General features: G+C 71.9%; 25 protein-coding genes and 1 pseudogene. 16 read left to right on the forward strand and 10 right to left on the reverse strand.

Going from position 1 to position 25,001, the window contains the following annotated elements; translation table 11 throughout:
* Positions 1-181: 181 nt before the first annotated feature.
* The 8 genes from ACQPY0_RS23645 to ACQPY0_RS23680 all read left to right on the forward strand — a co-directional run bounded on the left by ACQPY0_RS23645 (position 182) and on the right by ACQPY0_RS23680 (position 9,526).
* Complete coding sequence (locus ACQPY0_RS23645) at positions 182-997, forward strand: tyrosine-protein phosphatase (protein WP_432992534.1); 816 nt, start codon at positions 182-184, stop codon at positions 995-997.
* A 280-nt stretch (positions 998-1,277) separates the two neighbouring features.
* Positions 1,278-1,400, forward strand: a complete 123-nt coding sequence (locus tag ACQPY0_RS23650) for a hypothetical protein (RefSeq protein ID WP_432992537.1) — start codon at positions 1,278-1,280, stop codon at positions 1,398-1,400.
* A 62-nt stretch (positions 1,401-1,462) separates the two neighbouring features.
* Complete coding sequence (locus ACQPY0_RS23655) at positions 1,463-1,921, forward strand: GNAT family N-acetyltransferase (RefSeq protein ID WP_432992540.1); 459 nt, start codon at positions 1,463-1,465, stop codon at positions 1,919-1,921.
* A 121-nt stretch (positions 1,922-2,042) separates the two neighbouring features.
* The gene (locus ACQPY0_RS23660; RefSeq protein WP_432992543.1) at positions 2,043-4,775 is read left to right on the forward strand and encodes a galactose-binding domain-containing protein; all 2,733 of its coding nucleotides are present in this window, start codon (positions 2,043-2,045) and stop codon (positions 4,773-4,775) included.
* A gap of 104 nt (positions 4,776-4,879) precedes the next feature.
* The gene (locus ACQPY0_RS23665) at positions 4,880-6,274 is read left to right on the forward strand and encodes a hypothetical protein (protein WP_432992546.1); all 1,395 of its coding nucleotides are present in this window, start codon (positions 4,880-4,882) and stop codon (positions 6,272-6,274) included.
* Positions 6,275-6,610: 336 nt separating this feature from the next.
* Positions 6,611-7,735, forward strand: a complete 1,125-nt coding sequence (locus tag ACQPY0_RS23670) for a hypothetical protein (RefSeq protein ID WP_432992549.1) — start codon at positions 6,611-6,613, stop codon at positions 7,733-7,735.
* A 365-nt stretch (positions 7,736-8,100) separates the two neighbouring features.
* Positions 8,101-8,223, forward strand: a complete 123-nt coding sequence (locus ACQPY0_RS23675; protein WP_432992552.1) for a hypothetical protein — start codon at positions 8,101-8,103, stop codon at positions 8,221-8,223.
* Positions 8,224-8,233: 10 nt separating this feature from the next.
* Positions 8,234-9,526: an MFS transporter gene (locus ACQPY0_RS23680; protein WP_432992555.1), complete on the forward strand. Its 1,293-nt coding sequence runs from the start codon at positions 8,234-8,236 to the stop codon at positions 9,524-9,526.
* Positions 9,527-9,529: 3 nt separating this feature from the next.
* Here the strand turns inward: ACQPY0_RS23680 and ACQPY0_RS23685 are convergent, their stop codons facing one another.
* Positions 9,530-10,636 (reverse strand): hypothetical protein, encoded by a 1,107-nt coding sequence (locus tag ACQPY0_RS23685; RefSeq protein ID WP_432992558.1) that lies wholly within the window; start codon positions 10,634-10,636, stop codon positions 9,530-9,532.
* Between the two features lie 112 nt (positions 10,637-10,748).
* Here ACQPY0_RS23685 and ACQPY0_RS23690 point away from each other — a divergent pair, with 112 nt between their 5' ends.
* Positions 10,749-11,138: a hypothetical protein gene (locus tag ACQPY0_RS23690; protein WP_432992561.1), complete on the forward strand. Its 390-nt coding sequence runs from the start codon at positions 10,749-10,751 to the stop codon at positions 11,136-11,138.
* A gap of 324 nt (positions 11,139-11,462) precedes the next feature.
* Here the strand turns inward: ACQPY0_RS23690 and ACQPY0_RS23695 are convergent, their stop codons facing one another.
* The gene (locus ACQPY0_RS23695) at positions 11,463-11,621 is read right to left on the reverse strand and encodes a hypothetical protein (RefSeq protein WP_432992564.1); all 159 of its coding nucleotides are present in this window, start codon (positions 11,619-11,621) and stop codon (positions 11,463-11,465) included.
* 195 nt (positions 11,622-11,816) lie between these two features.
* Between ACQPY0_RS23695 and ACQPY0_RS23700 the strand changes: the two genes are divergently transcribed.
* Together ACQPY0_RS23700 and ACQPY0_RS23705 are read left to right on the forward strand one after the other, a co-directional pair.
* A complete protein-coding gene (locus ACQPY0_RS23700; RefSeq protein ID WP_432992566.1) occupies positions 11,817-12,047 on the forward strand; it encodes a hypothetical protein in 231 nt (76 codons plus the stop codon).
* Positions 12,048-12,115: 68 nt separating this feature from the next.
* Positions 12,116-13,369 carry an NYN domain-containing protein gene (locus ACQPY0_RS23705; RefSeq protein WP_432992569.1) on the forward strand — a complete coding sequence of 418 codons (1,254 nt, stop codon included), beginning with the start codon at positions 12,116-12,118 and terminating at the stop codon, positions 13,367-13,369.
* On the opposite strand, the gene ACQPY0_RS23710 is transcribed toward ACQPY0_RS23705, so the two are convergent.
* From ACQPY0_RS23710 to ACQPY0_RS23720, 3 genes are all read right to left on the reverse strand, one after another.
* Positions 13,294-14,292, reverse strand: coding sequence for a hypothetical protein (locus ACQPY0_RS23710; protein WP_432992572.1), 999 nt, complete (start codon positions 14,290-14,292; stop codon positions 13,294-13,296). The genes ACQPY0_RS23705 and ACQPY0_RS23710 overlap by 76 nt on opposite strands.
* A gap of 75 nt (positions 14,293-14,367) precedes the next feature.
* Complete coding sequence (locus ACQPY0_RS23715) at positions 14,368-15,378, reverse strand: serine hydrolase (RefSeq protein WP_432995362.1); 1,011 nt, start codon at positions 15,376-15,378, stop codon at positions 14,368-14,370.
* Between the two features lie 144 nt (positions 15,379-15,522).
* Positions 15,523-17,769, reverse strand: a complete 2,247-nt coding sequence (locus ACQPY0_RS23720; RefSeq protein ID WP_432992575.1) for a glycoside hydrolase family 3 N-terminal domain-containing protein — start codon at positions 17,767-17,769, stop codon at positions 15,523-15,525.
* Positions 17,770-17,902: 133 nt separating this feature from the next.
* On the opposite strand from ACQPY0_RS23720, the gene ACQPY0_RS23725 reads away from it, so the two are divergent.
* Positions 17,903-18,946, forward strand: a complete 1,044-nt coding sequence (locus ACQPY0_RS23725; protein WP_432992578.1) for a LacI family DNA-binding transcriptional regulator — start codon at positions 17,903-17,905, stop codon at positions 18,944-18,946.
* Here ACQPY0_RS23725 and ACQPY0_RS23730 read toward each other — a convergent pair.
* A complete protein-coding gene (locus ACQPY0_RS23730) occupies positions 18,939-20,333 on the reverse strand; it encodes a hypothetical protein (RefSeq protein ID WP_432992581.1) in 1,395 nt (464 codons plus the stop codon). The two genes, ACQPY0_RS23725 and ACQPY0_RS23730, sit on opposite strands and share 8 nt — an antisense overlap.
* Positions 20,334-20,363: 30 nt before the next feature.
* On the opposite strand from ACQPY0_RS23730, the gene ACQPY0_RS23735 reads away from it, so the two are divergent.
* A complete protein-coding gene (locus tag ACQPY0_RS23735; protein WP_432992584.1) occupies positions 20,364-21,065 on the forward strand; it encodes a TetR/AcrR family transcriptional regulator in 702 nt (233 codons plus the stop codon).
* Between the two features lie 5 nt (positions 21,066-21,070).
* Here ACQPY0_RS23735 and ACQPY0_RS23740 read toward each other — a convergent pair.
* Positions 21,071-21,196, reverse strand: a pseudogene (locus tag ACQPY0_RS23740) (HPF/RaiA family ribosome-associated protein); the annotation flags it as partial.
* Between the two features lie 14 nt (positions 21,197-21,210).
* Positions 21,211-21,591 carry a MerR family transcriptional regulator gene (locus ACQPY0_RS23745; RefSeq protein WP_432992587.1) on the reverse strand — a complete coding sequence of 127 codons (381 nt, stop codon included), beginning with the start codon at positions 21,589-21,591 and terminating at the stop codon, positions 21,211-21,213.
* Positions 21,592-21,635: 44 nt separating this feature from the next.
* Here ACQPY0_RS23745 and ACQPY0_RS23750 point away from each other — a divergent pair, with 44 nt between their 5' ends.
* Positions 21,636-22,331: an SDR family oxidoreductase gene (locus ACQPY0_RS23750; protein ID WP_432992590.1), complete on the forward strand. Its 696-nt coding sequence runs from the start codon at positions 21,636-21,638 to the stop codon at positions 22,329-22,331.
* Here the strand turns inward: ACQPY0_RS23750 and ACQPY0_RS23755 are convergent.
* Positions 22,328-23,098, reverse strand: coding sequence for an SDR family NAD(P)-dependent oxidoreductase (locus ACQPY0_RS23755; protein ID WP_432992593.1), 771 nt, complete (start codon positions 23,096-23,098; stop codon positions 22,328-22,330). The two genes, ACQPY0_RS23750 and ACQPY0_RS23755, sit on opposite strands and share 4 nt — an antisense overlap.
* On the reverse strand, positions 23,095-23,550 hold the full coding sequence (locus ACQPY0_RS23760) for a winged helix-turn-helix transcriptional regulator (RefSeq protein WP_432992596.1): 456 nt from the start codon (positions 23,548-23,550) through the stop codon (positions 23,095-23,097). Before ACQPY0_RS23760 ends, ACQPY0_RS23755 begins: the two co-directional genes overlap by 4 nt.
* An 89-nt stretch (positions 23,551-23,639) precedes the next feature.
* Between ACQPY0_RS23760 and ACQPY0_RS23765 the strand changes: the two genes are divergently transcribed.
* On the forward strand, positions 23,640-24,002 hold the full coding sequence (locus ACQPY0_RS23765; RefSeq protein WP_432992599.1) for a PPOX class F420-dependent oxidoreductase: 363 nt from the start codon (positions 23,640-23,642) through the stop codon (positions 24,000-24,002).
* Positions 24,003-24,078: 76 nt separating this feature from the next.
* On the forward strand, positions 24,079-24,954 hold the full coding sequence (locus ACQPY0_RS23770) for a phosphotransferase family protein (protein WP_432992602.1): 876 nt from the start codon (positions 24,079-24,081) through the stop codon (positions 24,952-24,954).
* Positions 24,955-25,001: the final 47 nt, after the last annotated feature.

Below are 25,001 nucleotides of genomic sequence, written 5' to 3' on the forward strand. Positions count from 1 at the left end.
CCGGTCGCGGTTCGTCGCGCAGCCCGTCCGCACACGCCCGCACGATCCTTACCCGTACGGCCCTTCAAACGCGTCCCGCACCTCGGTGCTGTTCCATACGGCAGCGGCGGCTGGCGTCTGTTCATCCGGTTGTCGGTCAGTTGATAGATGCCGCTCACTGTCACCCGGCTAGATCGGCAACATGAATATTACTCGCAGGGCCGGACTGGTCCTCGCGGCGGCGCTGCTGGCCGGCGCCGCCGTCGCCACCCCCGCGCAGGCGGCGCCCGCAGCGACCTGGGAACGTTCGCTCGGGCTGGCCAACGCGACGAACTTCCGCGACGTGGGCGGCTACACCACCAGCGACGGGCACGCCGTGCGCACCGGCGTGGTGTTCCGCTCCAACAAGCTGTCCAACCTCACCGCCGCCGAGTGGCAGGTCGTCATCGCGCACGGCATCAACCGCGACGTCGACCTGCGCAACGCCATCGAGCGCAGCGACGAGCCGGACCACGCCCCCGCCGGCGTGGCCTACCAGGTCGCCGACGTGGCCTCGCTCAGCCACGGCATCCGCTTCCACGACAACGCGGCGCTGACCCTCGTCGCGGCGCTCGCGGCCGGGCTGCTGTCGGGCTCCTCGGACCTCGGCCAGTCGATCGGCTACCCCTTCATGGTGAACTTCGTCGGCGCCGACTACGCCTTCCGCGACACGCTGCTGGCCGTCGCCCGCAACACTTCGGGCGGCGTGGTGTACCACTGCTCGGCCGGCAAGGACCGCACCGGCTGGGCGACCGCCGTCCTGCTGACCACGCTGGGAGTGCCGATGGCCACGGTCGAGGCGGACTTCCTGGCCAGCAACACCTACCTGGGCCGCTCGGACGCGGTGCAGGTAGCGTGGCTGCGCGCGGGGTTCGCGGAGCTGTACCACATCTACGGCAGTTTCAGCGCGTACCTGCACAACGGCCTGATGCTCAGCGACGCCGACATCGCCGCGATCAAGGCCCGCCTGCTGGTATAACTACACACCGTGTGGAGACCGTCAGCTGATTTGGGCGGCTCCTGTACGGTGAATCAAGCGGAACGCCACCGGCCGACCGACGACCGCGAGTCCGGCGCCTCCTCGGGCGCCGGACTCGCCCACATCGAACCCGGCCAGATCGAGTTTCCGGGTGCCGGACTCGCGCACGTCGGCCCGGCCGCACGGGACTCGGCCCCGTCGAGCTCTGTCGCGTCGGGCTCGGCTGGTTCGGGCCGGGCCGTCGCGGCGCGGGCGGCTGCGCGACCCCGTCGACGACGTCGTGGAGCGCGACACGCTCGCGTCCGCGCCGACGGTGGACGCGGCGCTGGCGCTGGCGGCCGCGATCGGCGCGATGGTGATCGAGCTGCCGGATCTCCGGCGCAGCTCGCTTCCCCCGTCATGACCACTGTGGATGGCCCGAATTGCGGTTGCCCCGCTCCGGTGCGCGGTGCCAGGCTGCGGAGCGTGTCGTTTGAGCTGGTCGCGGTGGACCGGGCCGCCGCTGAGGGGCTCGTGCCGGTGCTGCGCGACGCCGAGGAGGGGGACGAGCGCATCCGGGCCGTGCTCGACGATCCCCGCTGCCGCGCCTATGCGGCCCGGGACGACGGGCGGCTCGTCGGCGCGGCGGTCGTCCGGCACGTCCCGCAGGAGCCGAGCGAGATCGTGTACCTCGCCGTCGACGCCGAGCACCGCCGCCGCGGCCACGGCCGGCGCATCCTCGCCGCGCTGCAGCGCCGGGGGCCGCTCGTCGTCGGCACCGCGAACTCCTCGCTGGACAACATCGCGTTCTACCAGCGCTGCGGGTTCCGGATGCTGGCCGTGCGCCGCGACTTCTTCGACTACATCGACCCGCCGGTCCACGAGCACGGCATTCGCATGCGGGACATGATCATATTCTCGTACGAGCGCGAGCACCCATCATGAACAGACATGATCCTGCATGTTCTGACTCTTGACTCGTCGGATTTTTGAGCGTTGTATGCAAATGCTTGCGTACGCCGCTACGTCCGCGAGTCTAGAGAGGACTGTCATGGCGCGATCATCGATGCGTGCGGTGCGTCTCGCGGTGGGGCCGGTGGCCGTCGCCGTGCTCGCCGGGGCCTGGCTCGCCGCCGCGCCGCCCGCCCCCGCCGCCACCGTCACCGCCGGGGCGACCACGCCGTTCACCAGCTACGAGGCCGAGGCCGGCACGCCGGGCGGAGGTGCGACGACGGTGTCGCTGACCGCGGCGCCGACGACGCAGTACTCCAGCGCCGCCCTGGAGGCGTCCGGACACGCCTACGTGCACCTGGCCGCCACCGGGCAGAAGGTGCAGTGGACCAATACGACCGGGCGCCCGATCAGCGCGATCGTGGTGCGCGAGAGCATCCCCGACGCCCCGGGCGGCGGCGGGATCACCGCCTCGCTGAACCTCTACGTCGACGGCGCCTACCGGCAGGCGCTGAACCTGCGCTCGGACCAGACGTGGGTGTACGAGGGCAACAACCACTACAACGACAGCGCCGACCAGAACCCGGCCGACGGCAACCCGCGGGTGTTCTTCGACGAGGTGCGGGCGTTCGTCACCGGGGCGCCGATCGCGCCCGGGGCGACGTTCGCGCTGCAGAAGGACGCGGCGAACACGGCCGCGTACTACGACATCGACGTCGTCGACGTGGAGAACCCGGCGCCGATCGCCCAGCCGGCGAACTCCATCTCCGTCACCTCCTGCGGCGCCGTCGCCGACAACGCGAGCGTGGACAGCACGGGCGCGATCCAGAACTGCATCAACCAGGCGCAGTCGCAGGGCCGGACGCTGTGGATCCCGTCCGGGACCTTCTACCTGAAGAGCACCACCAACCTGCACGCGACCGGCATCACGATCGCGGGCGCCGGGCCCTGGTACAGCACCATCTACCGCGCCGTGCCGCTGCCGAACCCCACGCCCCTCGGCGCGGTCTTCGACCTCACCTCCTGCACCGTCAAGGACTTCCACATCGACTCCAACGCCACCAGCCGGGCCACCGCGGACGGCGCCGGCGGCGCGATGGACACCACCGGCACGAACTGGGTCGCGGACAACATCTGGACCCAGCACACGCTGTCGGGCTTCTGGGCCTCCGGCACCGGCGGCACCGTGCGCAACAGCCGCCTGACAAGCATCTGGGCCGACGGCATCAACCTCAACAACGTCTCGCTGAACAACTCCGTCGGCAACAACCTGAGCGCGACGAACAACTTCGTGCGCGGCACCGGCGACGACGCCATGGCCATCAACTCGGTCAACTACAACACCGACGACAACGGTAACCGCACGTACTACACCCCGATGGCGAACGTGACGTTCACCCACAACACGATCATCGCCCCGTGGGGCGGCAAGGGCATCGGAATCTACGGCGGCAGCGGCCACGACGTGCAGTACAACGCCATCGCCGACACCGCCCGCTACATCGGCCTCGGCGCCGGCCGGTTCGGCGTCAACGGCAACGACCTGCTCGGCGCGACCGTCGCCAACAACGTCGTGACCCGCTCCGGAGGCAACGGCTACAGCCAGGGCCAGCCGGCGCTGCACGTGGGCAACGGCGGCGACGGGCAGAACGTCGGCGTCGTGGACCGGGTGACGGTCAGCAACAACACCGTCGCCGGCGCGCTCTACGACGGCATCGGGTTCTCCACGTCGACGAACACGCTGCTGCAGAACAACACCGTGACCGACCCCGGGCGCAACGGGGTCGTGGTGGCGCCGCCGTTCTACCCGGCGCCGAGCGGCTCGGCGAGCATCACCGGCAACACGGTGAGCGGACTCAAGGCCGGGGCGAGCGCGTACCTCAACAACTCCGCGGGCTTCGCCGCCACGCTGAGCGGCAACAGCTGGCAGGGCGGCGGCGGCCCGGTCCAGGCACCCTACGGCGGCACCCCGGCCGCGATCCCCGGCACGGTGCAGGCGGAGAACTACGACACCGGCGGGCCGGGCCTGGCGTACAACGTCACCTCGGTCAACGGCAGCGCCAACGGCTACCGCGCCGACGGCGTCGACCTGGAGTCCACATCGGACACCGGTGGCGGGTACAACCTCGGCTGGACCAGCGGCGGGCAGTGGTTCAAGTACACCGTCGACGTCGCCACCGCCGGGCAGTACACGCTGAGCCTGCGCGTCGCCGCGCCGAGCGCCGTGACCGGGGCGCTGCACCTGGCGGGCGCCTCCGGCGCGAACCTCACCGGCGCGGTGAACATCCCGGCGACCGGCGACTGGCAGGCGTGGTCGACGGCCACCGCGACGCTGACCCTGCCGGCCGGGCAGCAGGTGTTCACGCTCGCGCAGGACACCGGCGGCTGGAACCTCAACAGCCTGCAGTTCACCGCCGGCGGCGCCAACCCGACGCCGACGAACCTGGCCGCCGGCCGGCCCACGTCGGAGTCGTCGCACACCCAGGTGTACGGCTCGGGCAACGTGACCGACGGCAACCAGGGCAGCTACTGGGAGAGCGCGAACAACGCGTTCCCGCAGTGGGTCCAGGTCGATCTCGGCTCGGCCCGCTCGGCGTCGAAGGTCGTGCTGCAACTGCCCCCGTCGTGGGGCGCCCGCAGCCAGACGCTGACCCTGAGCGCGTCGAGCGACGGCTCGTCGTTCACCACCGTGGCCGGCGCGAACAGCTACCCGTTCAACCCGTCGTCGAACAACACCGTGACGCTGACGTTCCCCGCGACGACGCAGCGGTACTGGCGGGTCACGGTCACGGCGAACACGGGCTGGCCGGCCGGGCAGCTCGCGGAGTTTCAGGTCTGGAACCAATGAAACTTTCAGTTGTGACAGTTCACAACTTTGGACTCCTTTAAGTTTCACTTTGCCGCCGCCGGAGAGCGATTTCCGGCGGCCGGCTGCTCCTAACATTCGCTCGCGTGAACCCAGGTCTGTTCTCCCGGCGGCGGGTCGTCATCGCCGCCGTCGCGGGTGTTGCTCTCGCCGCGACCATCGGCGCCGTCGCCGCATGCTCCGCCGGACCTCCGGCGGGCACCAGCGGTACCGCGGCCGAACAAGCGGCCGCAAGCCGGTCGGACGGTGACTTCGCGGCGGGCCTGGCCGGCGCCTCGGCAATGCCGAGCGGCTCGGCGTCGGCCAGCGCCTCGGCGAAGCCGACCGGCCCGTGCGGCCGGGCCGCCTCCGCCGCGCCGGTGGTGCGGGTGACCGACGTGAACGTGGGCACCACGGTCACCGGCTACGCCCGCGAGGGCGACACCGACCCGCTGCCGATGGCGATCGCGGCGACGCCGAACGGCGGCTCGTGGCTGGCGTGGCTGGGCACGAACGGGAAGGTGTACCTCGGCAAGCTCGGCTGCGACGACAAGCTCGCCGGCACGCCGAGCAGCTTCGACGGCATCGACCTGCAGGACGTCTCCGCCGACGCCAATGGCGGCGTGCTCCTGCTGACCCGCAAGGGCGAGTGCCACGACGGCCCGCTGTGCGGCGGATCCTCCAGTCCCTGCAACACGATGCACATGATCCGGTTCGACAACAACGGCAAGCAGGTGTGGGAGCGGCAGGTCACGAACCTCGGCTCGAACCTCGGCGGCTACGACAACGGGGCCCGGTTCGTGTGGTGGTACCAGCACCACGGGCGGCTCGCCTCCGACGGCAGCAACTACGCGGCGTACTTCGGCGTCGCCATCACCGTGGCGAACGGATCGTGCGTCGACATCCACGAGGGCGACCGCATGCAGGTCGTCAACGCAAGCGGTGGCCTGGTCGCCGGGCACAAGGACAGCTTCGAGGTCGGCTGCAGCCACAGCTGGGGCACCCGCATCGTGTGGGACCCGCGCGCCGGGCGCTTCGCGATGGTCTGCGCGACCGACAACAACTGCCGCATCGCGCAGCCGCACCCGTACCGCACCGTCGCCGCCGGCACCTGCGACGGCACCCTGTTCGGCGGTGACCTGGTGCTGGCGAAGAGCTCCGGCTACTGGACCGCGTGGAGCCAGGGCGGTCAGGCCCGGCTCGAGCACTTCGGCACCGGCGCCTCGGACTCGACGGTGAAAACCGCGGCGAAGACGGCGCATCCGCACCTGGTGACGTACGGCTCCGGCCGCATGCTGCTGGCGTGGGAGTCCGGCTCGTCGATGGCGGCGCAGGTGTACGACGCAGGCAGCGGGGCCGGCGTCGGCGCGCAGTTCACGATCGGCGTGAAGGACCACAACTACCAGGCGTTCAAGTCCTACGCCGACGGCAGCGCCGCCTACCCGGCCGCCGGCGCGAACAGCACGTCGATCCGCGTCGCGCGCGTGATGCCCATGGCCTGAGTACCTCGCGAGGAAGGTGATCGCGACGTGAAGTTTCAATCGAGGGATCTGTGCATGGCTCCGCGCGGCCTGGGTAATGGGCGGGGTTGAAGCCGCCCCCGACGGGAAGGGTCGCCATGGACAAAGCTGGATGGATCATCTCCGTTATCGCCATTGTGATCGTCGCGGCGATCGCGCTCAACGTCAGCCGCCGCAGTGGAAAGCAGTAGAACGCATCGGAGCAGTCTCATGTATCACGTCGTTTCGCCCACTGCGGCGGCCAGCCTGACGGCAGTCGCCGCGTTCAGCGCCGCCGCAGTGACGGCCGGGCCATCGCCCGCATCCGGGAGGGAACTCGTGCGACACACCGCTACCGTCGACGACCGGGTGGACTTCCAGCCGACCGAGATCTCCGGATCGGTACAGACCTACAGGCTGGAGGACCGTTCGGACACGTTCGCCGACGCCGTTGCCGATCTCAACGGGAAGATCCCCAACGTGCACCGCACGGACGTCATCCAGGACGTGAACCACAGCGCCAAGGCGCCGTGCGGGGTGCCACCGACGGCCGACTCGGTCCAGTTCTGCTGGAACGACGAGGACAACGCCGGCACCACCTGGATCCCGCAGGGACTCACCGGCTCCTGGGACGCCGACGCCGACGGCCGGTGGAACGGCCACCAGGTCATCGCCACCACCTGGTACGACGATCGCGGCGTCGACGGAACCAACCGGGGCAGCCGGATCACCTTCGTCAACTACGACGAGCCGGGGAAGCCGGAGTACCGGCACGTGCTACTCGTCGTCCCGGACCGCGACGGCAGCTTCCACGCGGCGAAGTCCCACGTCGGCGGCATCGCGTGGGTCGGCTACCGGCTGTACGTCGCCGACACCGACGCGATCCGGGTCTTCGACCTGCACAACATCTGGCGCACCCGGGCCGACAGCTCACACAGGAAGATCGGCATGGACGACGGGAAGGCGTACGCGGCGGACTACCGGTACGCGATCCCGCAGATCGGCTACTACACGCCCGATCGTTCGCTTCGCATCTCGTCGATCAGCCTGGACCGCACCAGTTCGCCGAACTCGCTCGTCACCGCGGAGTACAAGGAGGACCGCGACGGGGTCCACTCCCCAAGGCCGGCCAACGCACGGATCGTGCGGTGGAACCTCGGCAAGGACGGCAAACCGGCCGTGACCTCCAGCGCCGCATACGTGACGTCCCGGGCCAACGTCAACGGCGCGATCACACACGGCGACAAGCCCGAGTTCGTGCTGACCAGCAGCGAGTTCAACCGCCGGCCCGCGTGGATCCACCGCGCCACGGTCGGCACGTCGAGCCGGTACACGAGCGTCCGACTGGGCGGTCCCGAGGACCTGACCTACCAGCCGCAGGGCAGCCGGGTGTGGACGCTCACCGAGTACGACGGCCGCCGCAGCGTCTTCGGCATCCCATTGTCCTCGATCGGCAACAGGTGACGGAACCGGGCCGTCAAGGACCTGCCGTCTCCGACCGGGTGTAGTCCAGCCGTCGCGGACGTGGTGGACGACGCCGTAGCGCTCCGCGGCGGCTGGGTCGTGTGGCGATGATGACCGTGGTGCCCACCGCTTTGGCGTTCCAGCGCCTCAACGCAACCAACTGATACGCACCAGCCAAGAAGGCCCCGGGCGCGGGCCGCCCTGCACAGCCGGCAGCTGACGGTCCAGCCCGCCGGCCGGACGTAGCTGGCCGGCGGGTGGCGGGCCATGATCGAGCGCGTGCGCGGCGAGGGCTATCCGGGCCTGCGCGTCATCGCGGACATGGCCTGGACGGCCGCGAAACTGCGAGGACGTGCTCGGTCGACGTGACCAGGCTTCGGCTCGCCGACGTGGCGGTGGTCTCCGTGCTCGTGCGCTGTGCGCGGCGCACGCCCGGGCCGACGACCGGCTCCTCGCCGGGGGCCTTCCGCGGCCCCGAGCTGCCATAGACTGACGTCCATGAATATGGCGATCCGCCAGGTGCGGCGCACCTACCTCGTGCTGGTGCTGCTCAACGCGCTCGCGGTCTCGTTCATCTGGGGCATCAACTCGCTGCTGATGTTCCAGGCGGGTCTGTCCAACACCGAGGCGCTGGCCGCCAACGCGTGCTTCACGCTCGGCTACGCGCTGTTCGAGGTGCCGACCGGCACGATCGCCGACACCTGGGGCCGCCGCGCCGCCTACCTGCTCGGCGGGGTCACCCTGTTCGTCACGACGCTGCTGTACTGGCTCGCCTGGCGCCTGCACGCCGGCGTCGGGAGCTGGGCGGTCGTCTCGGTCCTGCTCGCCATCGGGTTCACGTTCTTCTCCGGCGCGACCGATGCGTGGCTCGTCGACGCGCTGCGGTTCCTGGACTTCGACGGCACGCTCGAGTCGGTGTTCGCCCGCGCCCAGGTCTACGGCGGCATCGGCACGCTCACCGGCTCCCTGTCCGGCGCGTTCATCGCGCAGCTGACCGACATCGGCGTGCCCGTGCTCGTGCGCGCCGGGCTGCTGCTGACGCTCACCTGCGTCGCCTGGCGGCTCATGCACGACGTCGGCTTCACGCCCAGGCGCGCCGGGCCGCTCACCGCGCAGCTGCGGCGGGTGCTGGCCGCGTCGGTGCGGTACGGCTGGCGCCGCCCCGCGATCCGCTGGGTCATGCTCGGCGCCTGGGTGGCCTCCGGCGTCGGCTATTTCGTGGCCTTCACGATGAAGCCGTACCTGCTGCAGCTCGCCGGCGACCAGCACGCCTACGGCCTGCTCGGCGTCGCCGCAGCGCTGCAGGCCGCCGCCCAGATGCTCGGCGGGCTGCTGGCCTCGGCGTTCCGCTCGCTGTTCCGGTGGCGGATGTCGGCGCTCATCACCGGCGTCCTGCTCAACGGCGCGATCCTGGCCGGCTTCGGCATGGCGGGCGACGTGCCGTCCGCGATCGCGATGCTGTGCGCGTACGGCCTCGTCACCGCCGGGATGCAGCCCGCGCGCCAGGCGTACCTCAACGAGCTCGTCCCCACCCGGCAGCGCGCCACCGTGCTGTCGTTCGACTCGCTCGTCGCCTCCAGCGGCGGCGTGGTGCTGCAGCCGACGCTGGGCCGCGCGGCCGACGTGTGGGGCTACTCGACGCCGTTCGTGCTCGCCGGCCTGCTGCAGGTGGTGGCGCTGCCGTTCCTGCTGCTGGCCCGCCGCCACGAGGCCGCGCCCGACCCGCTGCGGCCCGAGGTGACGGCGGCCGAGCCGGCCGAGCCTGAGCCCGAGCCGTCCCGGCCGCTGTGACGCTCAGCCGGGCAGGACGCGCCGCACGTAGGCCGCGAACTGCGCGACGGAGTCGCCGATCCAGACCATGCCGTGCTCGCGGATGATGAACCAGTCCGTGTTGCGGGTCCGCAGCTGCGCGAAGAACCGGCGCCCGGCCGCGAACTGCCCGCTCTCGACGGTCGCGGGGGTGACCAGCTCCCGGAACCGCTCCCCGCGGGTCAGCTCGCGGTGGTGGAAGTGCACGATGAGCCGCGGCCGCCGTCCGTGCATGCCCAGCATCGAGCTGAGCGTCAGGAACTCCGGCGCGTCGGAGCTCGGCAGCCGCGGCCCCGCGTAGGTCAGCGCCCGCGCCCCCTCGTCGTACGACGTGATGAGATCGAAGTCGGCCGACGTCATGAGCGTCTTGTCGATGACCGTCTGCGACGTGAACCAGTAGCCGTCGTGCGTGAACATGATGGAGCCGTCGGTCCAGGGCTTACGCTGCCAGAGCCGGTGTTCCCGGTGCAGCCGGGCCAGCTCGGCGACCTCCGCGGCGTGCTCGGACACCAGCCGCTGCCGCACCGCGAGGTCCCCGAGGTCGAGGCTGCGCGTCGGCCGGTACTTCACCCGGATGGTCTCGCCGATCGCGTTGACGTAGACGTCCTGCCACGTGTTCGTCCGGATCCGCCGAACCCGGTCGATCTCGTCGGGGTAGATCGCGTTGACGTCGAGCTCGTCGCACAGCTCGGGCACGGCGTCGGCCGCCTGCTCGTATCCGGGCCGGTCCCGCCCGTCCGCGGCCAGCTCGTACGCCGAGATGATGTTCGTGCGGAACCCGGCGCCCGCGAGCGCCGCCAGATATCGTCGCTCCCCGTTGCTCATGAGCAGCGGGTCCGTCGGCCCGTAGACGACGTAGGTGATGAGATCGGGCCGGGGCGGCGGCAGCTCGCCGAAGGCGAGTGGTTCGACCGAAAGTCCATAATCGGCACCCAGAGCGAGAAACGCGGGCTTGACGATCGCCCGCAGCGTCCACTCACCGTGCGGCGACGCGGGGTTGATGACGTAAAAGCACCGGACCTCGCCGGGCCCGCGTTTGTGGCAGTAGTCATCCGCCTGGGGTTTCCCCGTAGTTGTCGGCGCGGTGACCACGCCGTCACTGTACATTGATCACGTCCACCGTGTTGCCCTACGAGGCTCGATAGTCGAATGGCGAAGATCGATGCCCGTCCGGCCCTGGCGATGTGGGCGGTGCGCGGCGATTGTGGGGAATGGGACGGCCTTCGCCCGGATTCTGCGGGCGCTGCGGCCTGGGCGTGATGGGCGCACCGTCGCCGCCGCGGCGCTTGTTCGGCTGCCCGCAGGCGTCGGCGTCAGCGTCGACCGGCGCACGCTGACCCCGCACATCCCCGCCGGCCCGGGCCGTCGCGTCGAGTGCTACCACGCCACGTTCGCGGTGACGCGGAGCGGGGCGACGGTGGCTCGGCCGCGGGCCTGCCTGGCGGCGACGTCCCCGCGGGCAGCGATCGCGCTGGCGCGGGCCCTGGCGGCGCGTGCCGCCGGCAAGAGAACAAGCCTGCCGGGCTTCAGCGTCAGCCCGGCAACAGAACAAGCCTGCCGGGCTTCAGTGTCAGCCTCGACCGGCGCCCGCTGATGCGCGCGTCGCCGTGAGCCCTGTCCGCGCCGCCGCGGCGAGCCGCGACGGGCCCGAGCCGGCGGCATCGCAATCGCCGCGCCGGCTCCGGCTTCCGTATCCGCGCGAAGGCGTCGTCCGTGCGAAGGCCGTCGTCCGTGCGAAGGCGTCCAATGCCAATGCGCGCGAGGGGTGGCGATGGCCGTGCGTCTGCTGGGATAGAGCCGTGTGCGCCAATCGCGAAACCGTGCGGAACGGGCTCGTCGGCGCCGCTCAGTCCTTCCTCCACGCTACAGCACCCGGCCAAATCGTGGCCTCGCAGCGTGGTTCGGCAGTTGCGGACCGTCAGCCGCCCAGGTTGGCGAAGAAGTCGCCGAAGCCGTTGGCGATGTCCAGGAGGCTACCGCCGATGGAGGTGACCACGTTGGCCGCCGACTGTGGGCGGTACGCGACGAAGAACACCAGGAACGCCAGGCCGCCCCATCTGAGGATCTTCTTGACCATGGTCGTTTTTCCCTCCCCATCCGGATGCCGGGCATTCAGCGTAGCCGTTGAATGACGCTCAGTGAAGTTGCTCCATGCAATGCGGCATGACGATAGCAACACACTGAGCGGCCATTCACGACCGTTCACTCAGTCTCGGGGTGCCCGTGAGCAACCCCACACTGCCCCCGGCCCGCCGCGCGCCGCGGAACCTGGGTGGCGCACGACGAGGTGCTCGCCGGCCGGCTGCGGGACCGAGCCGGCGTGGCCGAGAAGCGCATGTCCGGCGGCGTCGCGGTTCTCGGGCGCGGCGACATGACCGTCGGCGTGATCAAGGATGACCTGCTGGTGCGCCTCGCCGCGGGGGAGGCCGAGGCGGCCGGGGTGCGGCCGTTCCGGGCGCCCGCGCGGCTGGGTCGGCGCCGGCGACCACCTCAACGACGATGATCTCGATCGATGGCCGGCCGCCGCGGCGACGTAGCGAAGCCGGGCCGCCGGATTGGTACGTTGCGAGCATGCATCACGTTCGGGCGGCGTTCTTCCTCGACTTCGACAACGTCTACAGCGGATTGTTCAAGCTCGACCCCGAGGTCGCCGTCCTGTTCGCGACCGAGCCCGGCGTGTGGCTGCAGCGGCTGACGACCGCGCTGTCCGACGCCCCGCGCCGCTTCCTCATCCAGCGCTGTTACCTCAATCCCTCCGGCTGGGTGAACCAGCGCGACGGGGCGGGGGAGACCAGCCGGCAGTACTTCTCCCGCTTCCGCCCGTCCTTCGTGCGGGCCGGCTTCGAGGTGATCGACTGCCCGCGGTACAACGCCACGAAGAACGCGGCCGACATCCGTATCGTCGTCGACGCCCTGGACGCGCTGGCCGACGACACCCGCTACGAGGAGTTCGTCATCGCCTCCGGCGACTCCGACATGACCCCGCTGCTGCAGCGCCTGCGCCGCGCCGACCGCCGCACGATGGTCGTGTCCCCGGCCGACGCGGCGGAGGCGTTCACCGCGATCGCCGACCAGCTGCTGGACAGCCAGCGGCTGCTCGCGTTGGTCCAGGGCGAGCCGGTCGACCTGGACCTCGACGACGACGCCGGCCAGGTGGGCACCGAGTTCCCGGCCGACGCCGCCTACGCGCAGTTCCGCTCGATCGTCACGGCGGAGTACGAGGCCGCGGCGTCGCCGCTGAACATGGCGTCGCTGGCGTACCGCCTGCGCGACGAGCTCGGCCCGGTCGTCGGCACCAGCAACTGGTTCGGATTCGGCTCCTTCGCCCGGGCCCTGGAGAGCCTGGAACTGCCCGGCCTGCACATGTCCCAGCACCTGCTGTGGGACGAGCGCCGCCACCAGGCCCCGGACCCGGCCACCCCCGGTGCGCCGCGGGCCGCGCTGCCCGACCCCGTCGAGCGCCTCGCCGACCAGCTGAGCCTGCCCCGCCTGCCGCAGCCGTGGTGGCCCTCGATCTACGAGACGCTGTCGCGGTACGCCGGCGCGAACCGCTTCAACCTGACCCAGTGCACCAGCTGGTCCCGCGACCGCCTGCGCGAGGCCGGCGTCCCGGTGAGCCGGGGCGCCGTCGCCTTCGTGGTGCGCGGCACCTCGTTCGGCGGCTCCCCGCTGCACCGCCAGCCCCCGCCCACGCCCGCCGAGATCGGCACCGCGTTCGTCAACAACGTCCTCAGCCGTGCGGAGGCGGCTCAGATCCCGCTGACCGACGAGGACGAGGCCACCGTGCGCGCCTGGCTCGGCGCCCCGGACGCGGCCGCGGGCTGAGCGGTGCCGGGGCGCAGCGCGAGTACGACTCCCGCCAGCACGGCCACGGCGAGCCCGGCGCTGGCCGCGAGCGTCACCGCGTCCGGCTCGAGCAGCGGCTGCCCGCGCAGCGCCTGCCACGTCAGCAGCGCGACCAGGCCGGCGAACCCGGCCGCCGCCACCCGCACCACCCGCACCCGCGCCCGGACCGGGTAGCGCCCGGCGAGGTACGAAAGCGCCAGCGCCAGCAGCGGCAGCGCCTGCAGCGCGTGAATCCCGGCGAAGTGCGCGATGCGCAGGTCCCCGCCGGTCGTCGACCATCCGGTGAGCGGCATCGACGGCCCGCCGTCGGCGACCCCGACGCTGTGCGCCCCGATCATCGCGGGCGCGCCGCCGCGGTCGAGCTCGGCCTGCTGTGCCGCGGTCGGCATCGTCATGAGAAACGCGACGAGCATGCCGGCGAGCGACACGGCGAAGCCCAGCCGCGCCGCGGAGCGCACCACGGGGTCGGTGTCGCGCTGGAGCGCGACCACGATCGCCACGACGAGGCTGGCCGTCCACAGCACCACGACCGTGGAGCCCATGAGGCTCCACACCGTCTCGTCGAACGACGTGGCGTGGTTGAAGTGGCTGGGCCGCCCGCGCACGGCCTGCACGACGATCGCGGCCATCTCGGCCACCGAGGCGAGGCCGACGACGCTCGCCGCCCACCACCCCGTCCGCCGGGCCCGCCGGGTGTGGCGTAGCAGCCAGGCGATCGTGAGCGCGTACACCCCGAGAGAGACGGCGAACTTGAACGGCTTGAGCCAGGCGGGGCTCCCGCCGACGGTCCGGTCGTCGAGGACGAGTCCGGCGAGGGCCACGAGCGCGAGCACGCCCATGGCCCCGGCGATCCACACCAGCGGCCGATGCCATCGGCCGGCGAGAGACGGGGAGTTCGACATGCGTCGACCATCCCGCGTGCGGCGGTGCGAATCAGCCCCGCGCACCCCCGGATCGGACCTGGGGCTGTCCCTACCTCAGCCGCCGTTGCTGGGCTGGAACTTCGGCACGACCGTCCTGGCGCGGGCGCCCGGGATCGTCGTGTTCTTGACGGTGTCGAACATGGTGCGGCCGAGCACCGCGTGGGCCTCGACCGCCGGGTGGGTCGCGCCGTAGTTGTCGAGGTCGCCCAGGCCCTCGGCGAAGAAGCCGTACACCAGCGCCGGGGCGCCGTCGGAGCCGAACATGATGCCCGCCTCGTGCCGGGCGGCGCCGAGCGTGTTGAAGTCGGCGCCGTACTTCGTGGCGACGCGGCTGCGCTCCTCGGAGGACATGCCGCGGCGGATGCCGTCGTGGTACCCGTTGATCCACCGCAGGACGCTCAGCAGGAACGTGCACGAGCCCGGGCTCAGCAGCGTCTTGTTCGCCAGGCGGGTCAGCAGGTCGGTGATCTCGTGCGGCGTGGTGGTGCCGAGGTAGAACCGGTTCGGGTTGGCCACCGGCTCGACCCGGGTGTGGACGAACCCCTTGGCGGCGAGGATGTCGTTGATCTCCAGCGCTGGTACCACCCGGCCGCACATGCGCACCGCCGTGTTGTCGGACACGAGCAGCATCGCGGTGAGGAAGTTGGCGATGGTGATGTCGTCGCCCCAGACGGTGTGCAGGAAGTAGATCCCGCTGCCGCCGAGGATGATGTCGGCCGGCAGGTCGAGCTTCTGCCCGAGCTGCAGCTGCCCCCGGTCGATCTTGTCCATGACGGCGGTGGCGACCGCGAGCTTCTGCACGCTGTACCCGTTGACGAGGTGATCGGCGTCCTCCGCGATCACGTCGCGCATGACGCCGGCGTCGTCGACCCGCGTGACGTGCGAGTACCAGACGCCGCCGGCCTTGGCCTTCTGCCGCGCGTACGTGCGCCGGATGCGCTCCGCGGGCGCGAGCCCGGCCAGATCGGCGTCCCCCGCCGGCGCGGCCGCCGCGGTGCCCCCGGCGACCAGCGCGGCGGTCGCTCCCGCTCCGGCCGCCAGCGCGGCCCGGCGGCTCATCCCCATGGACACGTGCCCTCCCGTCGTCGGAGCCTGAGTCGGCTCATCCGGGCACGCTAAGAGCCCGACAACGGTGATGCAAGATGACAAATCCGACACGTCATCGACGCAACCGGATGCCCCGCCGCGGGCGTCTGTGGTCTACGGGGGTCAGCCGGGGATGATCTCGAAGGCGGCGCGCAGCAGGTCCGACGGCTTGGAGCTGCGTCCGACCTGCAGCTCGAAACGGCCCGGCTCCACCACGCGGCGGCCGTCGGCGCCGACCAGGGAGCAGGCCGACGCCGGCAGCTCCAGCTCGACCTCGACCGTGGCGCCCGGCTCGACGAGGACCTGGCGGAAGCCCTTCAGCTCGCGCTCGGCCCACGTCACGCTCGTGACCAGGTCGCTCACGTAGATCTGCACGGTCTCCAGGGACGGCCGCGGGCCGGTGTTGGCGATGGTGACCCGGGCCCGGACCACCTCGGCGGCCGTGAGCCGGTCGGTGTCGACGCACAGGCCGGAGTACTCGACGGTGGAGTACGACAGGCCCTCGCCGAAGGCGAAGAGCGGCTCCTGGGTCAGGTCCGCGTAGCGCTCGCCGTGCTGGCCGCGGATCTGGTTGTAGTACACCGGGAGCTGACCGGCGTGGCGGGCGAAGGAGATCGGCAGGCGCCCCGCCGGCTCGATGTGGCCGAGCAGGAGTTCGGCGAGGGCCCGGCCGCCCTGCATGCCCGGGTTGAAGGCCGCGACGATCGCGGCGGCGCGCCCGGCCGACGGCGGCAGCGTGGACGGCTTGCCCTGGATGAGGACCACGACGACCGGCTTGCCGGTGGCGATCAGGGCGTCCAGCAGCGCGGCCTGGCCGCCCTGCAGGTCCAGGGTCGCCGTGGACTTGCCCTCGCCCGTGAGCGCCACGTTGTCGCCGAGCACGGCGACGACCGCGTCGCTCGCCTCGGCCAGGGCCACCGCCTCGGCGATCGCGGCCGGGTCGGCCGGGGCCGGCTGGAACAGCGGCGGGCGGGGCTGGCCGTCGGGGAAGTGCGCGCCGGCGGGGTCGGGCTGGAGGCTGCCGATCCGCGCGCCCTCGGCGTAGGTGACCTCCCAGCCGGCCGGGACCAGCTCCCGCAGGCCGTCCAGCACCGTGACGATGCTCTCGCGCGGGTGGCCGTCGGGCATCCAGTCGACCTGGCCGGAGGCGCCGGCCCAGTCGCCGAGCTGGTTGTGCGGGTTGTCGGCGTTGGGGCCGACGACCGCGATGCGGCGGGCCTCGCCCGACAGCGGCAGGGTGCCGTCGTTGCGCAGCAGGACCAGGCTGCGGCGGGTGACCTCGAGGTTGAGGGCGGTGTGCGGGCCGCAGCCGATGACGGCCGACTGGCGCTGCGGGTCGGCGGCGCGGGGGTTCTCGAACAGGCCCAGCTCGAACTTCAGGCGGAGAATGCGGCGTACGGCATCGTCGATCTTCACCTCGTCGAGGCGGCCCTCCGAGACCGCTCGCTGGGCCGCCTCGAAGAACTGCGGGGTGGTCATGATGAGGTCGTTGCCGCTCTCGACGGCCACCACCGCGGCCTCGACGTCATCGGCGCAGACCTGCTGCTCCCACACCATGCGCCCGACGTTGTCCCAGTCGGTGACCAGCGTGCCGGGGAAGCCCCACTCGCGCTTGAGCACGCCGTCGAGCAGCCAGCGGTTGGCGGTCACCGGCACGCCGTCGATGGCCTGGTAGCCGAGCATGAACGTGGCGCAGCCGGCCTCGGCGGCGCGCTGGAACGGCGGCAGGAACCAGGCGCGCAGCTTGCGCGGGGTGAGGTCGGCCTCGGTGGCGTCGCGGCCGCCCTGGGTCTCGGAGTAGCCGGCGAAGTGCTTGGCGGTGGCCAGGACCGCGGTGGTGTCGGCGAGGCCCTCGCCCTGGTACCCCCTGATCATGGCCGCCCCCAGCTCCCCGATGAGATACGGGTCCTCGCCGAAGGTCTCGTCCACGCGGCCCCAGCGCAGGTCGCGGGCGATGCACAGCACGGGGGAGAAGGTCCAGTGCAGGCCGGTCGTGGAGATCTCGGTCGCCGCGACCCGCGCGGCCCGCTCGAGCAGCTCCGGGTCCCACGAGCAGGCCATGGCGAGCTGGGTCGGCAAGACCGTGGCGCCGGGCCAGAACCCGTGGCCGTGGATGCAGTCGTCGGCCATGAGCAGCGGGATGCGCAGCCGGGTCTTGGCGGCCATGGCCATCGCCTCGCGGATGCGGGTGGGGGAGGCGTGCAGCATCGAGCCGGCCGTCTTGCCCAGGACCGCCTCGGCCAGGTCGAGCCGGGCGTCCAGCTGCAGCATCTGGCCGACCTTCTCCGGCAGGGTCATGCGGGCGACGAGGTCCTCGACGCGTTCGGAGACGGACAGCGCGGCGTCCTGGTACGGCAGTCTCTCGGTCACGATCGTCACGATCCGTCGTCCTCTGGGGGTCCGGGAAGGGTCCAAGAAACTTTTTCCTGGAGTTTCTTGTTGATAGCGACGTTATGGGTAACCTAGGCTGCTGTCAACGCGCGAAACTGTTTCTGGAGGGTGCATGAGCGAGCAGCCTGCGCGCGTCACCCTCACCGACGTCGCCCAGGCCGCCGGGGTGTCGAAGGCGACCGCGTCGAAGGTGCTGAACAAGCGCCCGAACGTGGACCCGCGCACCCGGGCCAAGGTCGAGCAGACCATCAGCGCGCTGGGCTACGTGCCCAGCACCGGGCCGCGCGATCCGCACGCCGACGCCGTCGTCGAGGTCGTGTTCGACTCCATGGTGAGCATGTACTCCCTGCAGGTCCTCAACGGCATCCTGACCGCCGCCCGGGAGCTGGGCGTCGAGGTCTCCGTCGACGTGCTCGACCGCGAGGGCCGCCCCGGCCACCCGCTCAGCGAGCCGTGGCTGGTCCGCGCCGCGACCCGCCGCCGGCTCGGCGTCGTCGTCGTGTCCCTGGCGCTCACCGCGGGCCAGGTCCGCGTCGTCGACGAGCTGGGCCTGCCGCTGGTGTCCGTCGACCTCACCGGGGCGTACGGCACCGGCCTGGCCACCGTCGCGGCGACCAACTTCGCCGGCGGCACCCAGGCCACCGAGCACCTCGTCGCGCTCGGCCACCGCCGCATCGGCTTCGCCGGCCTGCCCGCCGAGATCGCCGCCTCGCGGGAGCGCCTGCACGGCTACCGCAACGCCCTGGAGCTCGCGGGCATCGACGCCGACCCGGCGCTGGTCGTGCACGGCGGCTTCACCGCCGCGGACGGCTGCCGCATGGCCCTGCACCTGCTGTCGCTGCCCGACCCGCCGACCGCCATCTTCGCCGCCTGCGACGGCTCCGCGTTCGGCGTCTTCGAGGCCGCCCGCCGGCTGGGCCGCCGCGTCCCGCAGGACCTGTCGATCGTCGGCTTCGACGACGTCGAGCCCGCGAAGCTCTCCTCCCCGCCGCTGACCACGGTCCACCAGCCGATCGCGGACATGGGCCGCGTCGCCCTGCGCACCCTGCACACCCTGGCCCGCGGCGGCACCCCGGACTCCCTGCACGTCCAGCTCGCCACCCACCTGGTCGTGCGCGAGTCCACCGCCCCGCCGTCCGGGTGCGCCCTCAGCTGATGAAGACGGGCGTCACGGTCGCCGCCACGGTGAGCGAGCCGCCGTCGCACCGCACGGGGACCGGGGCGCCGAAGGCGTCGATGGCGGACGCAGCCGCTGAGTCCCAGGGTAGGGTCACCGGCACCGGGGCGTCGTCCTCGCCGTCGAAGGTGTCGCCGTCCGCCCAGACGATCCACAGTGGACCGCGCTCGGGGCGCTCCACGCGGTAGCCGGCGCCGCGGCGCTGGACCGCCGTCGCGCCGGCCAGCTCGCCGGCCAGCAGCGCGAAGGTGCCGGCGGCCGCGTTGCGGCGGGTCAGGGCGCCGGTCGCGGCGAAGTCCAGCAGGGGGAGGCGGCCGAAGAGCAGATCCATCATCTGGTACCGGTCGTGGTAGCCGGCCACCTCGGGCGCCAGGTTCCAGTACGCGATCCGGTCCACGCCGGCCGCGAGGGCGAGGACCGTGCGGACCACCAGTTGCCGGCCCGCGATCCGGTCGCGCTTGGCCGACAGCTCGCCCGGGCAGCCCTCCATCAGCATCTGCAGGCGGGGCGGGAGTTCGTCGATGCGGCGGTACAGCGACGCCATCGCCCGCCGCTCCGGCGTGTCCTGCCCGGCGAGCTCCACGAGGTCGGTGGCGTCGGCGGGCATCGACTGGAAGGCTTCGGTGAGCACCGGGTCGAGCTCCGGGAACTCGAACAGCACCGGGCCGGCCTGCTCGCCGGCGACCACCGGCCGGTCATACCCGTGCCGGCGCATCATCTCCCGCGCCTGGGCGACGTAGTCCGGGACGTTGCCGGGCGGGCCGTACAGGTGCACGTCGAACACGTCGAAGGCGTCCCGGCCGGTATCCAGGACGCGGTCGAAGAACGCGCGCGCCTCGCTGTCCGGCGGGCTGCTCAGCACGTCGTACCCGCACCCGCCGAGCACCACCAGCAGGTCCGGGTCGAAGGCTTGGGCCGCCCGGTGCAGGGCGCGCAGCTGCGTCACGTACTCATCGGCGCTGCCGGCCCACAGCAGCCCGGCGTTGCTGGGCTCGTTGTCGCACTGCAGGTATCGAATCCGGCCCCGCAGGCGTCGCACCAGCGCCTCGGCGAAGCGCTCGTAGGCGGCCGGGTCCTTCGCCGGCGACGGCGGCAGGAACGTCGTGGCCTGCCGGGTCGCCCACGGTGAGCTGGAGCAGACCGTCACCCAGGCCTCGACGCCCGGCTCGGCTTCGAGCTGGGCCAGTAGCGCGTCCGTGGCCGTCCAGTCCAGGCGCCCCGGCTCCGGCTCGATCTGCGACCAGTAGAGATACGCCCGCACGAGCCCGGCCCCGAGCGCCCGCGCCTGCGGCACGAACTCGCCCGGCGGCCCGAAGAGCCCGTAGCTGATCCCGCGGACGACGCCGAGCCGGAAAGTATCGTTCATATACTCAGGTGTACAGCATATAGTTTGCGGATGCCACCAGCGAATCCCCCCGTCTGGGCGCTGCCCGCCCCGCCCGCCCGCCAGCGCCGCCTCGGCCGCGAGGAGGTCGTCGCCGCCGCGATTGAGCTCGCCGACGAGGGCGGGCCGGCCGCCGTGACGATGAAGGCCGTCGCCGCGCGCCTGGGGCCCTACACGCCGATGGCCCTCTACCGGTACGTCCACGGCAAGGACGGCCTCGTCGACCTCATGCTCGACGCGGCGGTCGCGGAGATCCCGGTCCCGCCGGCACCCGGGCCGCACTGGCGGGACGACCTGCGGTACATCGCCGCGGGGACGAGGGCGATGACCGAGCGCCACGGCTGGTACGCCGAGCTGGTCCACACCCGCCCGCCGGCCGGCCCGCACACCATGCGCCGGCTGGAGTTCATGCTGCGGGTGCTCAGCGCCCGCGGGGTCCCGGTCGGCCGGGCGCTGACCTTCGCCGCGCTGCTGGACCGGCACATCATCGGCAGCGGGATGCAGGAGGCCCAGGAGGCGCGCTTCGAGGACCTGGGCGCGCCGGGCTTCTTCGCCACCGTGCACGCGCTGGCCGCCGCGGACGGCTCGGTGCCGCTGCTGACGAGCTGGCTGGCCGCCCCCGAGCCCGGCCCGCCCGGCGAGCAGTTCGAGCTGGGCCTGGAAATGCTGCTGGACGGCATCGCCGCGCGACTGCCGGGAAGCGGAGCCGCCTGAGCCGGTTACCGCGGCTCGCCGTCGTCCTGCGGCTCGGGCCGCCCGCGCCGGTGCCGCAGGTCGTCGCGGACGTCGTTGAGCGCGGCGGCCAGCTCCTGCTCACCGGAGGTGGTGACGATCTTCCGCCGGCCGCGCTTGATGCGTCCTACCCAGCCACGGGCACGGCGAAAGCCGGGCACTGGTTCGCCGGGCCCTCGCTGTAGGCGATCACCTCGTCGAGGCGGTCCCGGGCCAGCGCCAGCCGCGCGATCTGGGCGTCGATGCGCTCGCGCTCGGCCCGCAGCAGCGCCCGCGACTCGGGCGTGCTGGCCCGCGCGTCCACGCACGGCAGCAGGTCGAGGATCGAGCGGCTGGACAGCCCGGCGGCGTAGAGCATCTGGATGAGCTGCACCCGGTCGACCGCCGCGTCCGGGTAGTGCCGCTGGCCGCTGCCGCTGCGCTGCGGCACCAGCAGGTGCTGCTCCTCGTAGTAGCGCAGCGCGCGGACCGACACCCCGGTCCTCGCCGCCACCTCACCGATGCGCATCACACTTGCCCCTCACGTCAACGTCAGGTTTTAGCGTAGCCGGCATGCAGATCAACGGCTCTGTCGCGCTGGTCACCGGCGCCAACCGCGGCCTCGGCCGCCACTTCGCCCAGCAGTTGCTCGCCCGCGGCGCCGCCAAGGTGTACGCCACCGCGCGCGACCCGCAGCGCATCGACCTCGCCGGCGTCGAGCGCCTCCGCCTGGACATCACCGACCCCTCGCAAGTGGCCGCGGCGGCCGCACGGGCATCCGACGTCACGCTGCTGGTGAACAACGCGGGCATCGCGACGTACACCAATCTCATCAGCGGCGACATGACCCAGATCCGCCGCGAGCTCGACACCCACTTCTACGGCACGCTGGCCGTGACCCGCGCCTTCGCCCCGATCCTCGGCGCCCACGGCGGCGGCGCGATCCTCAACGTCCTCTCGGCGCTGTCGTGGTTCTCCTACGACGGCGCGAACGCGTACGGTGTGGCGAAGGCCGCCGAGTGGAGCCTGACCAACGGCGTGCGGCTGGAGCTGGCCGGGCAGGGCACCCAGGTCACCGGCCTGCACCTGGGCGCCGCCGACACGGACATGATGGCCGGTTACGAGGGCGAGAAGGCCGACCCGGCCGAGGTGGTCCGGGCCGGCCTCGACGGCCTCGAGGCCGGCCGTTGGGAGGTCCTGGCGGATACCTGGAGCGCCCAGGTGAAGGCGTCCCTGGCCAAGGATCCGTCGGAGTTCTATGTCTCCTAGATGCGGTGCATGCCCCAACCACCGTCGATCATGATGGTCTGGCCGGTGATGTACGTCGCGTCGTCACCGGCCAGGAACGCCACGAGCGCCCCGATGTCGGTGCGGGTGTCCCCGATCCGCCCCAGCGGCACCTTGGCCAGCGCCGCGTTGAACCCGTCGGGGTCGAAGCGCTCCCACAGCTGTGCACCCTCGGAGTTCGCGAACGGGCACACGACGTTGACCCGCACGTTCGCGGCGCCCCACTCGGTCGCGGCGACCTTGGAGAAGCCGCGGATGGCCTCCTTGGCCGCCGCGTACGTGGCCCAGCCCGCCTGCCCCTCGGTGCCCGCGCTCGATCCCAGGTTGACGACCGAGCCGCTCCCGCTCGCCGCGAGGTGCGGGAACGCGGCCTTCATGAGCCGGAACGTGGCCCGCGGCCCGGTGTCGAACACCAGGTCGTAGTCCTCGTCGCTGTGCTCGAGGAAGCTCGCCGCCGCGCGGGTGGCGATCGCGTTGTTCACGAGCACGTCGAGGCGCCCGAAGTGCTCGACCGCGGCGGCGACGATCCGCTCCGGCTGGTCCGCTTCGCGAATGTCGGCCGCCAGCGCTGTCGCCTTGAGTTCACTCGCGGTCGCTTCGAGCTTCTCGGCGTTGTGGTCCACGAGCAGTACGGCGGCCCCGCGTTCGGTCAGCGCCTGCGCGATGCCGCGCCCGATGCCCTGAGCCGCCCCCGTGACGATGCACGCCTTGCCGTCGAGCGCCCCCGGGCTCGCATAGGTGTTGGTCATTCACTGACGGTACCGGGTCCGGGGAGCACGTCGACGTCCCCGGCACGCATCGGCTCGCCGCAGTGCGCGCACCGGAGCTCCGCCGTGCTGACCTGCCCGCAGGCGTGGTGGCGGTGCAGCACCGGCGGCCCGGCCTCGCCGGCGAGCCAGCGGTCGCCCCATCCGGCCATGACGATGAGCACGTCGACGAGCTCGGTGCCCTTGTCGGTGAGCACGTACTCGTATCGCGGCCGCGAGTCGTAGGGCCGCCGCGCGAGGACGCCCCGCTCGACGAGGTGGTGCAGCCGCTCGGTGAGCACCTTGCGCGAGATGCCGAGGTCGGCCTGGATCTGCTCGAACTGCCGGATGCCGACCCAGACGTCGCGCAGGATGAGCGGCGACCAGGGCTCCCCGACGACGTCGAGGGTCCGCGCGATGGAGCAGGCCATGGCCCCGAAGTCCGTGCGTTGCATGCGGTCGAGTCTAGCGCCCGGGGTTCCCTCAAGGAACGCACGATGGTACGGTCACGGAGTCTCTTGAAGGAACTCCGACGGAGGTTGTCATGCTGGAACCGGACGTCCGCGAGGTGCTCGACGGCACCCCGATCGCCCACCTGGCCACGGTCCTGCCCGACGGCGCCCCGCACTCGGTCCCGGTGTGGATCGGCACGCACGAGGACCGCATCGCGATCCTGACCGGCCCGGCGTCCCGCAAGGCCCGCAACCTGCGCCGCGACCCGCGCGTGGCGATCTCCCTGACCCCACCGGACAACCCGCTCCAGCCGATCATCCTCCGCGGCCGCGTGACCGAGTGGCTGGAGGGCGACCCGGCCTGGGCAGTGGTGGACCAGCTCGCGCAGAAGTACCTCGGCGCCCCGTACTCCCGCGCCGAGGAGCGCATCGTCCTGCTCATCGAGCCCGTGTAGCGCTGGCCGACGGTGCGGCGGGTGGCTTAGCATCCCCTGGTGCATCGGCCCGCCGAGACCGGGCTGGACTGAGGACTTGGACCTCGAACCGTCGATCCGGGAATGGGTTGAGAGCGTCGCGTTGCCGGGCGCGCGGATTCGGCACGCCCGGGTGCTCGAAGGCGGGTACAGCAACCACAATGTCGTGCTCGGGATGAGCGACGGCGGGCGGTTCGTGCTGCGGCGGTACCTGCGCAGGAGCTCCTGTGCCGTCGAGGTGGCCCTCGCGCGCCGGCTCGCCGGGACGGTGCCGGTCCCCGCGGTGGTCGCGGCCGACGAGACAGGGGTGATCGCGGGCGAACCGGTGCTGCTGTCGACATACGTCGAAGGGCGGCCCGGCGGCGAGGCGCGTGAGGTCGGCCTCGCGCTCGCCAGGATCGGCAGCGTGGAGTTCGAGCGGCCGGGGTTCTTCGGTGACGGGTGGCTCGAACCCGGACCGCCCGGCATGGAGCCGGTGAGCGGGCTCGCCCGGTTCGTCGAGCAGTGCCTGGAGCGGGGTAACGCCGACGGGCACTTGACCGCAGGCGAGCAGCGGGCGCTGCGCAAGCACGCGGAGGAGGCCGAGCCCGAGCTGGAGGTCCTGCGGGGAAGCCGGCGGCTGGTTCACGGCGACTTCAACCCGAAGAACCTCCTGTCCGCGGGGAACGCGGTCGTGGCTGTGCTCGACTGGGAGTTCGCGTTCAGCGGCTCGCCGCTGTTCGATGTCGGCAACATGCTGCGCGATCCGCGGCCCGGCGGGTTCGAGGAGCGGTTCATCGGCGGGTTCCGGGACGGTGGCGGGGAGCTGCCCGGCAACTGGAGGCGCCTGAGCCGGGCGCTGGATCTGTACTCGCTCGCCGACCTGCTGACCCGGCCCGTCGGCCATCGCTACTTCAGCCGCGCCGTCAAGAACATTCGGGAGATCGTCGCGTGACGGAGCGGGGTGGAGCGCGGCGCACGCACTGCCGGTAGCCGGACGGT

This window comes from Dactylosporangium sp. CA-233914 (assembly GCF_050942935.1).
Taxonomy (GTDB): domain Bacteria; phylum Actinomycetota; class Actinomycetes; order Mycobacteriales; family Micromonosporaceae; genus Dactylosporangium.

Coding starts and splice junctions, on each gene's coding strand:
- ACQPY0_RS23735 (WP_432992584.1), top strand. CDS start 20,364: ATGCCACCAGCGAATCCCCCCGTCTGGGCGCTGCCCGCCCCGCCCGCC.
- ACQPY0_RS23645 (WP_432992534.1), top strand. CDS start 182: ATGAATATTACTCGCAGGGCCGGACTGGTCCTCGCGGCGGCGCTGCTG.
- ACQPY0_RS23715 (WP_432995362.1), bottom strand. CDS start 15,378: ATGGGGATGAGCCGCCGGGCCGCGCTGGCGGCCGGAGCGGGAGCGACC.
- ACQPY0_RS23695 (WP_432992564.1), bottom strand. CDS start 11,621: ATGGTCAAGAAGATCCTCAGATGGGGCGGCCTGGCGTTCCTGGTGTTC.
- ACQPY0_RS23705 (WP_432992569.1), top strand. CDS start 12,116: ATGCATCACGTTCGGGCGGCGTTCTTCCTCGACTTCGACAACGTCTAC.
- ACQPY0_RS23755 (WP_432992593.1), bottom strand. CDS start 23,098: ATGACCAACACCTATGCGAGCCCGGGGGCGCTCGACGGCAAGGCGTGC.
- ACQPY0_RS23750 (WP_432992590.1), top strand. CDS start 21,636: ATGCAGATCAACGGCTCTGTCGCGCTGGTCACCGGCGCCAACCGCGGC.
- ACQPY0_RS23660 (WP_432992543.1), top strand. CDS start 2,043: ATGCGTGCGGTGCGTCTCGCGGTGGGGCCGGTGGCCGTCGCCGTGCTC.
- ACQPY0_RS23760 (WP_432992596.1), bottom strand. CDS start 23,550: ATGCAACGCACGGACTTCGGGGCCATGGCCTGCTCCATCGCGCGGACC.
- ACQPY0_RS23765 (WP_432992599.1), top strand. CDS start 23,640: ATGCTGGAACCGGACGTCCGCGAGGTGCTCGACGGCACCCCGATCGCC.
- ACQPY0_RS23745 (WP_432992587.1), bottom strand. CDS start 21,591: ATGCGCATCGGTGAGGTGGCGGCGAGGACCGGGGTGTCGGTCCGCGCG.
- ACQPY0_RS23710 (WP_432992572.1), bottom strand. CDS start 14,292: ATGTCGAACTCCCCGTCTCTCGCCGGCCGATGGCATCGGCCGCTGGTG.
- ACQPY0_RS23680 (WP_432992555.1), top strand. CDS start 8,234: ATGAATATGGCGATCCGCCAGGTGCGGCGCACCTACCTCGTGCTGGTG.
- ACQPY0_RS23725 (WP_432992578.1), top strand. CDS start 17,903: ATGAGCGAGCAGCCTGCGCGCGTCACCCTCACCGACGTCGCCCAGGCC.
- ACQPY0_RS23730 (WP_432992581.1), bottom strand. CDS start 20,333: ATGAACGATACTTTCCGGCTCGGCGTCGTCCGCGGGATCAGCTACGGG.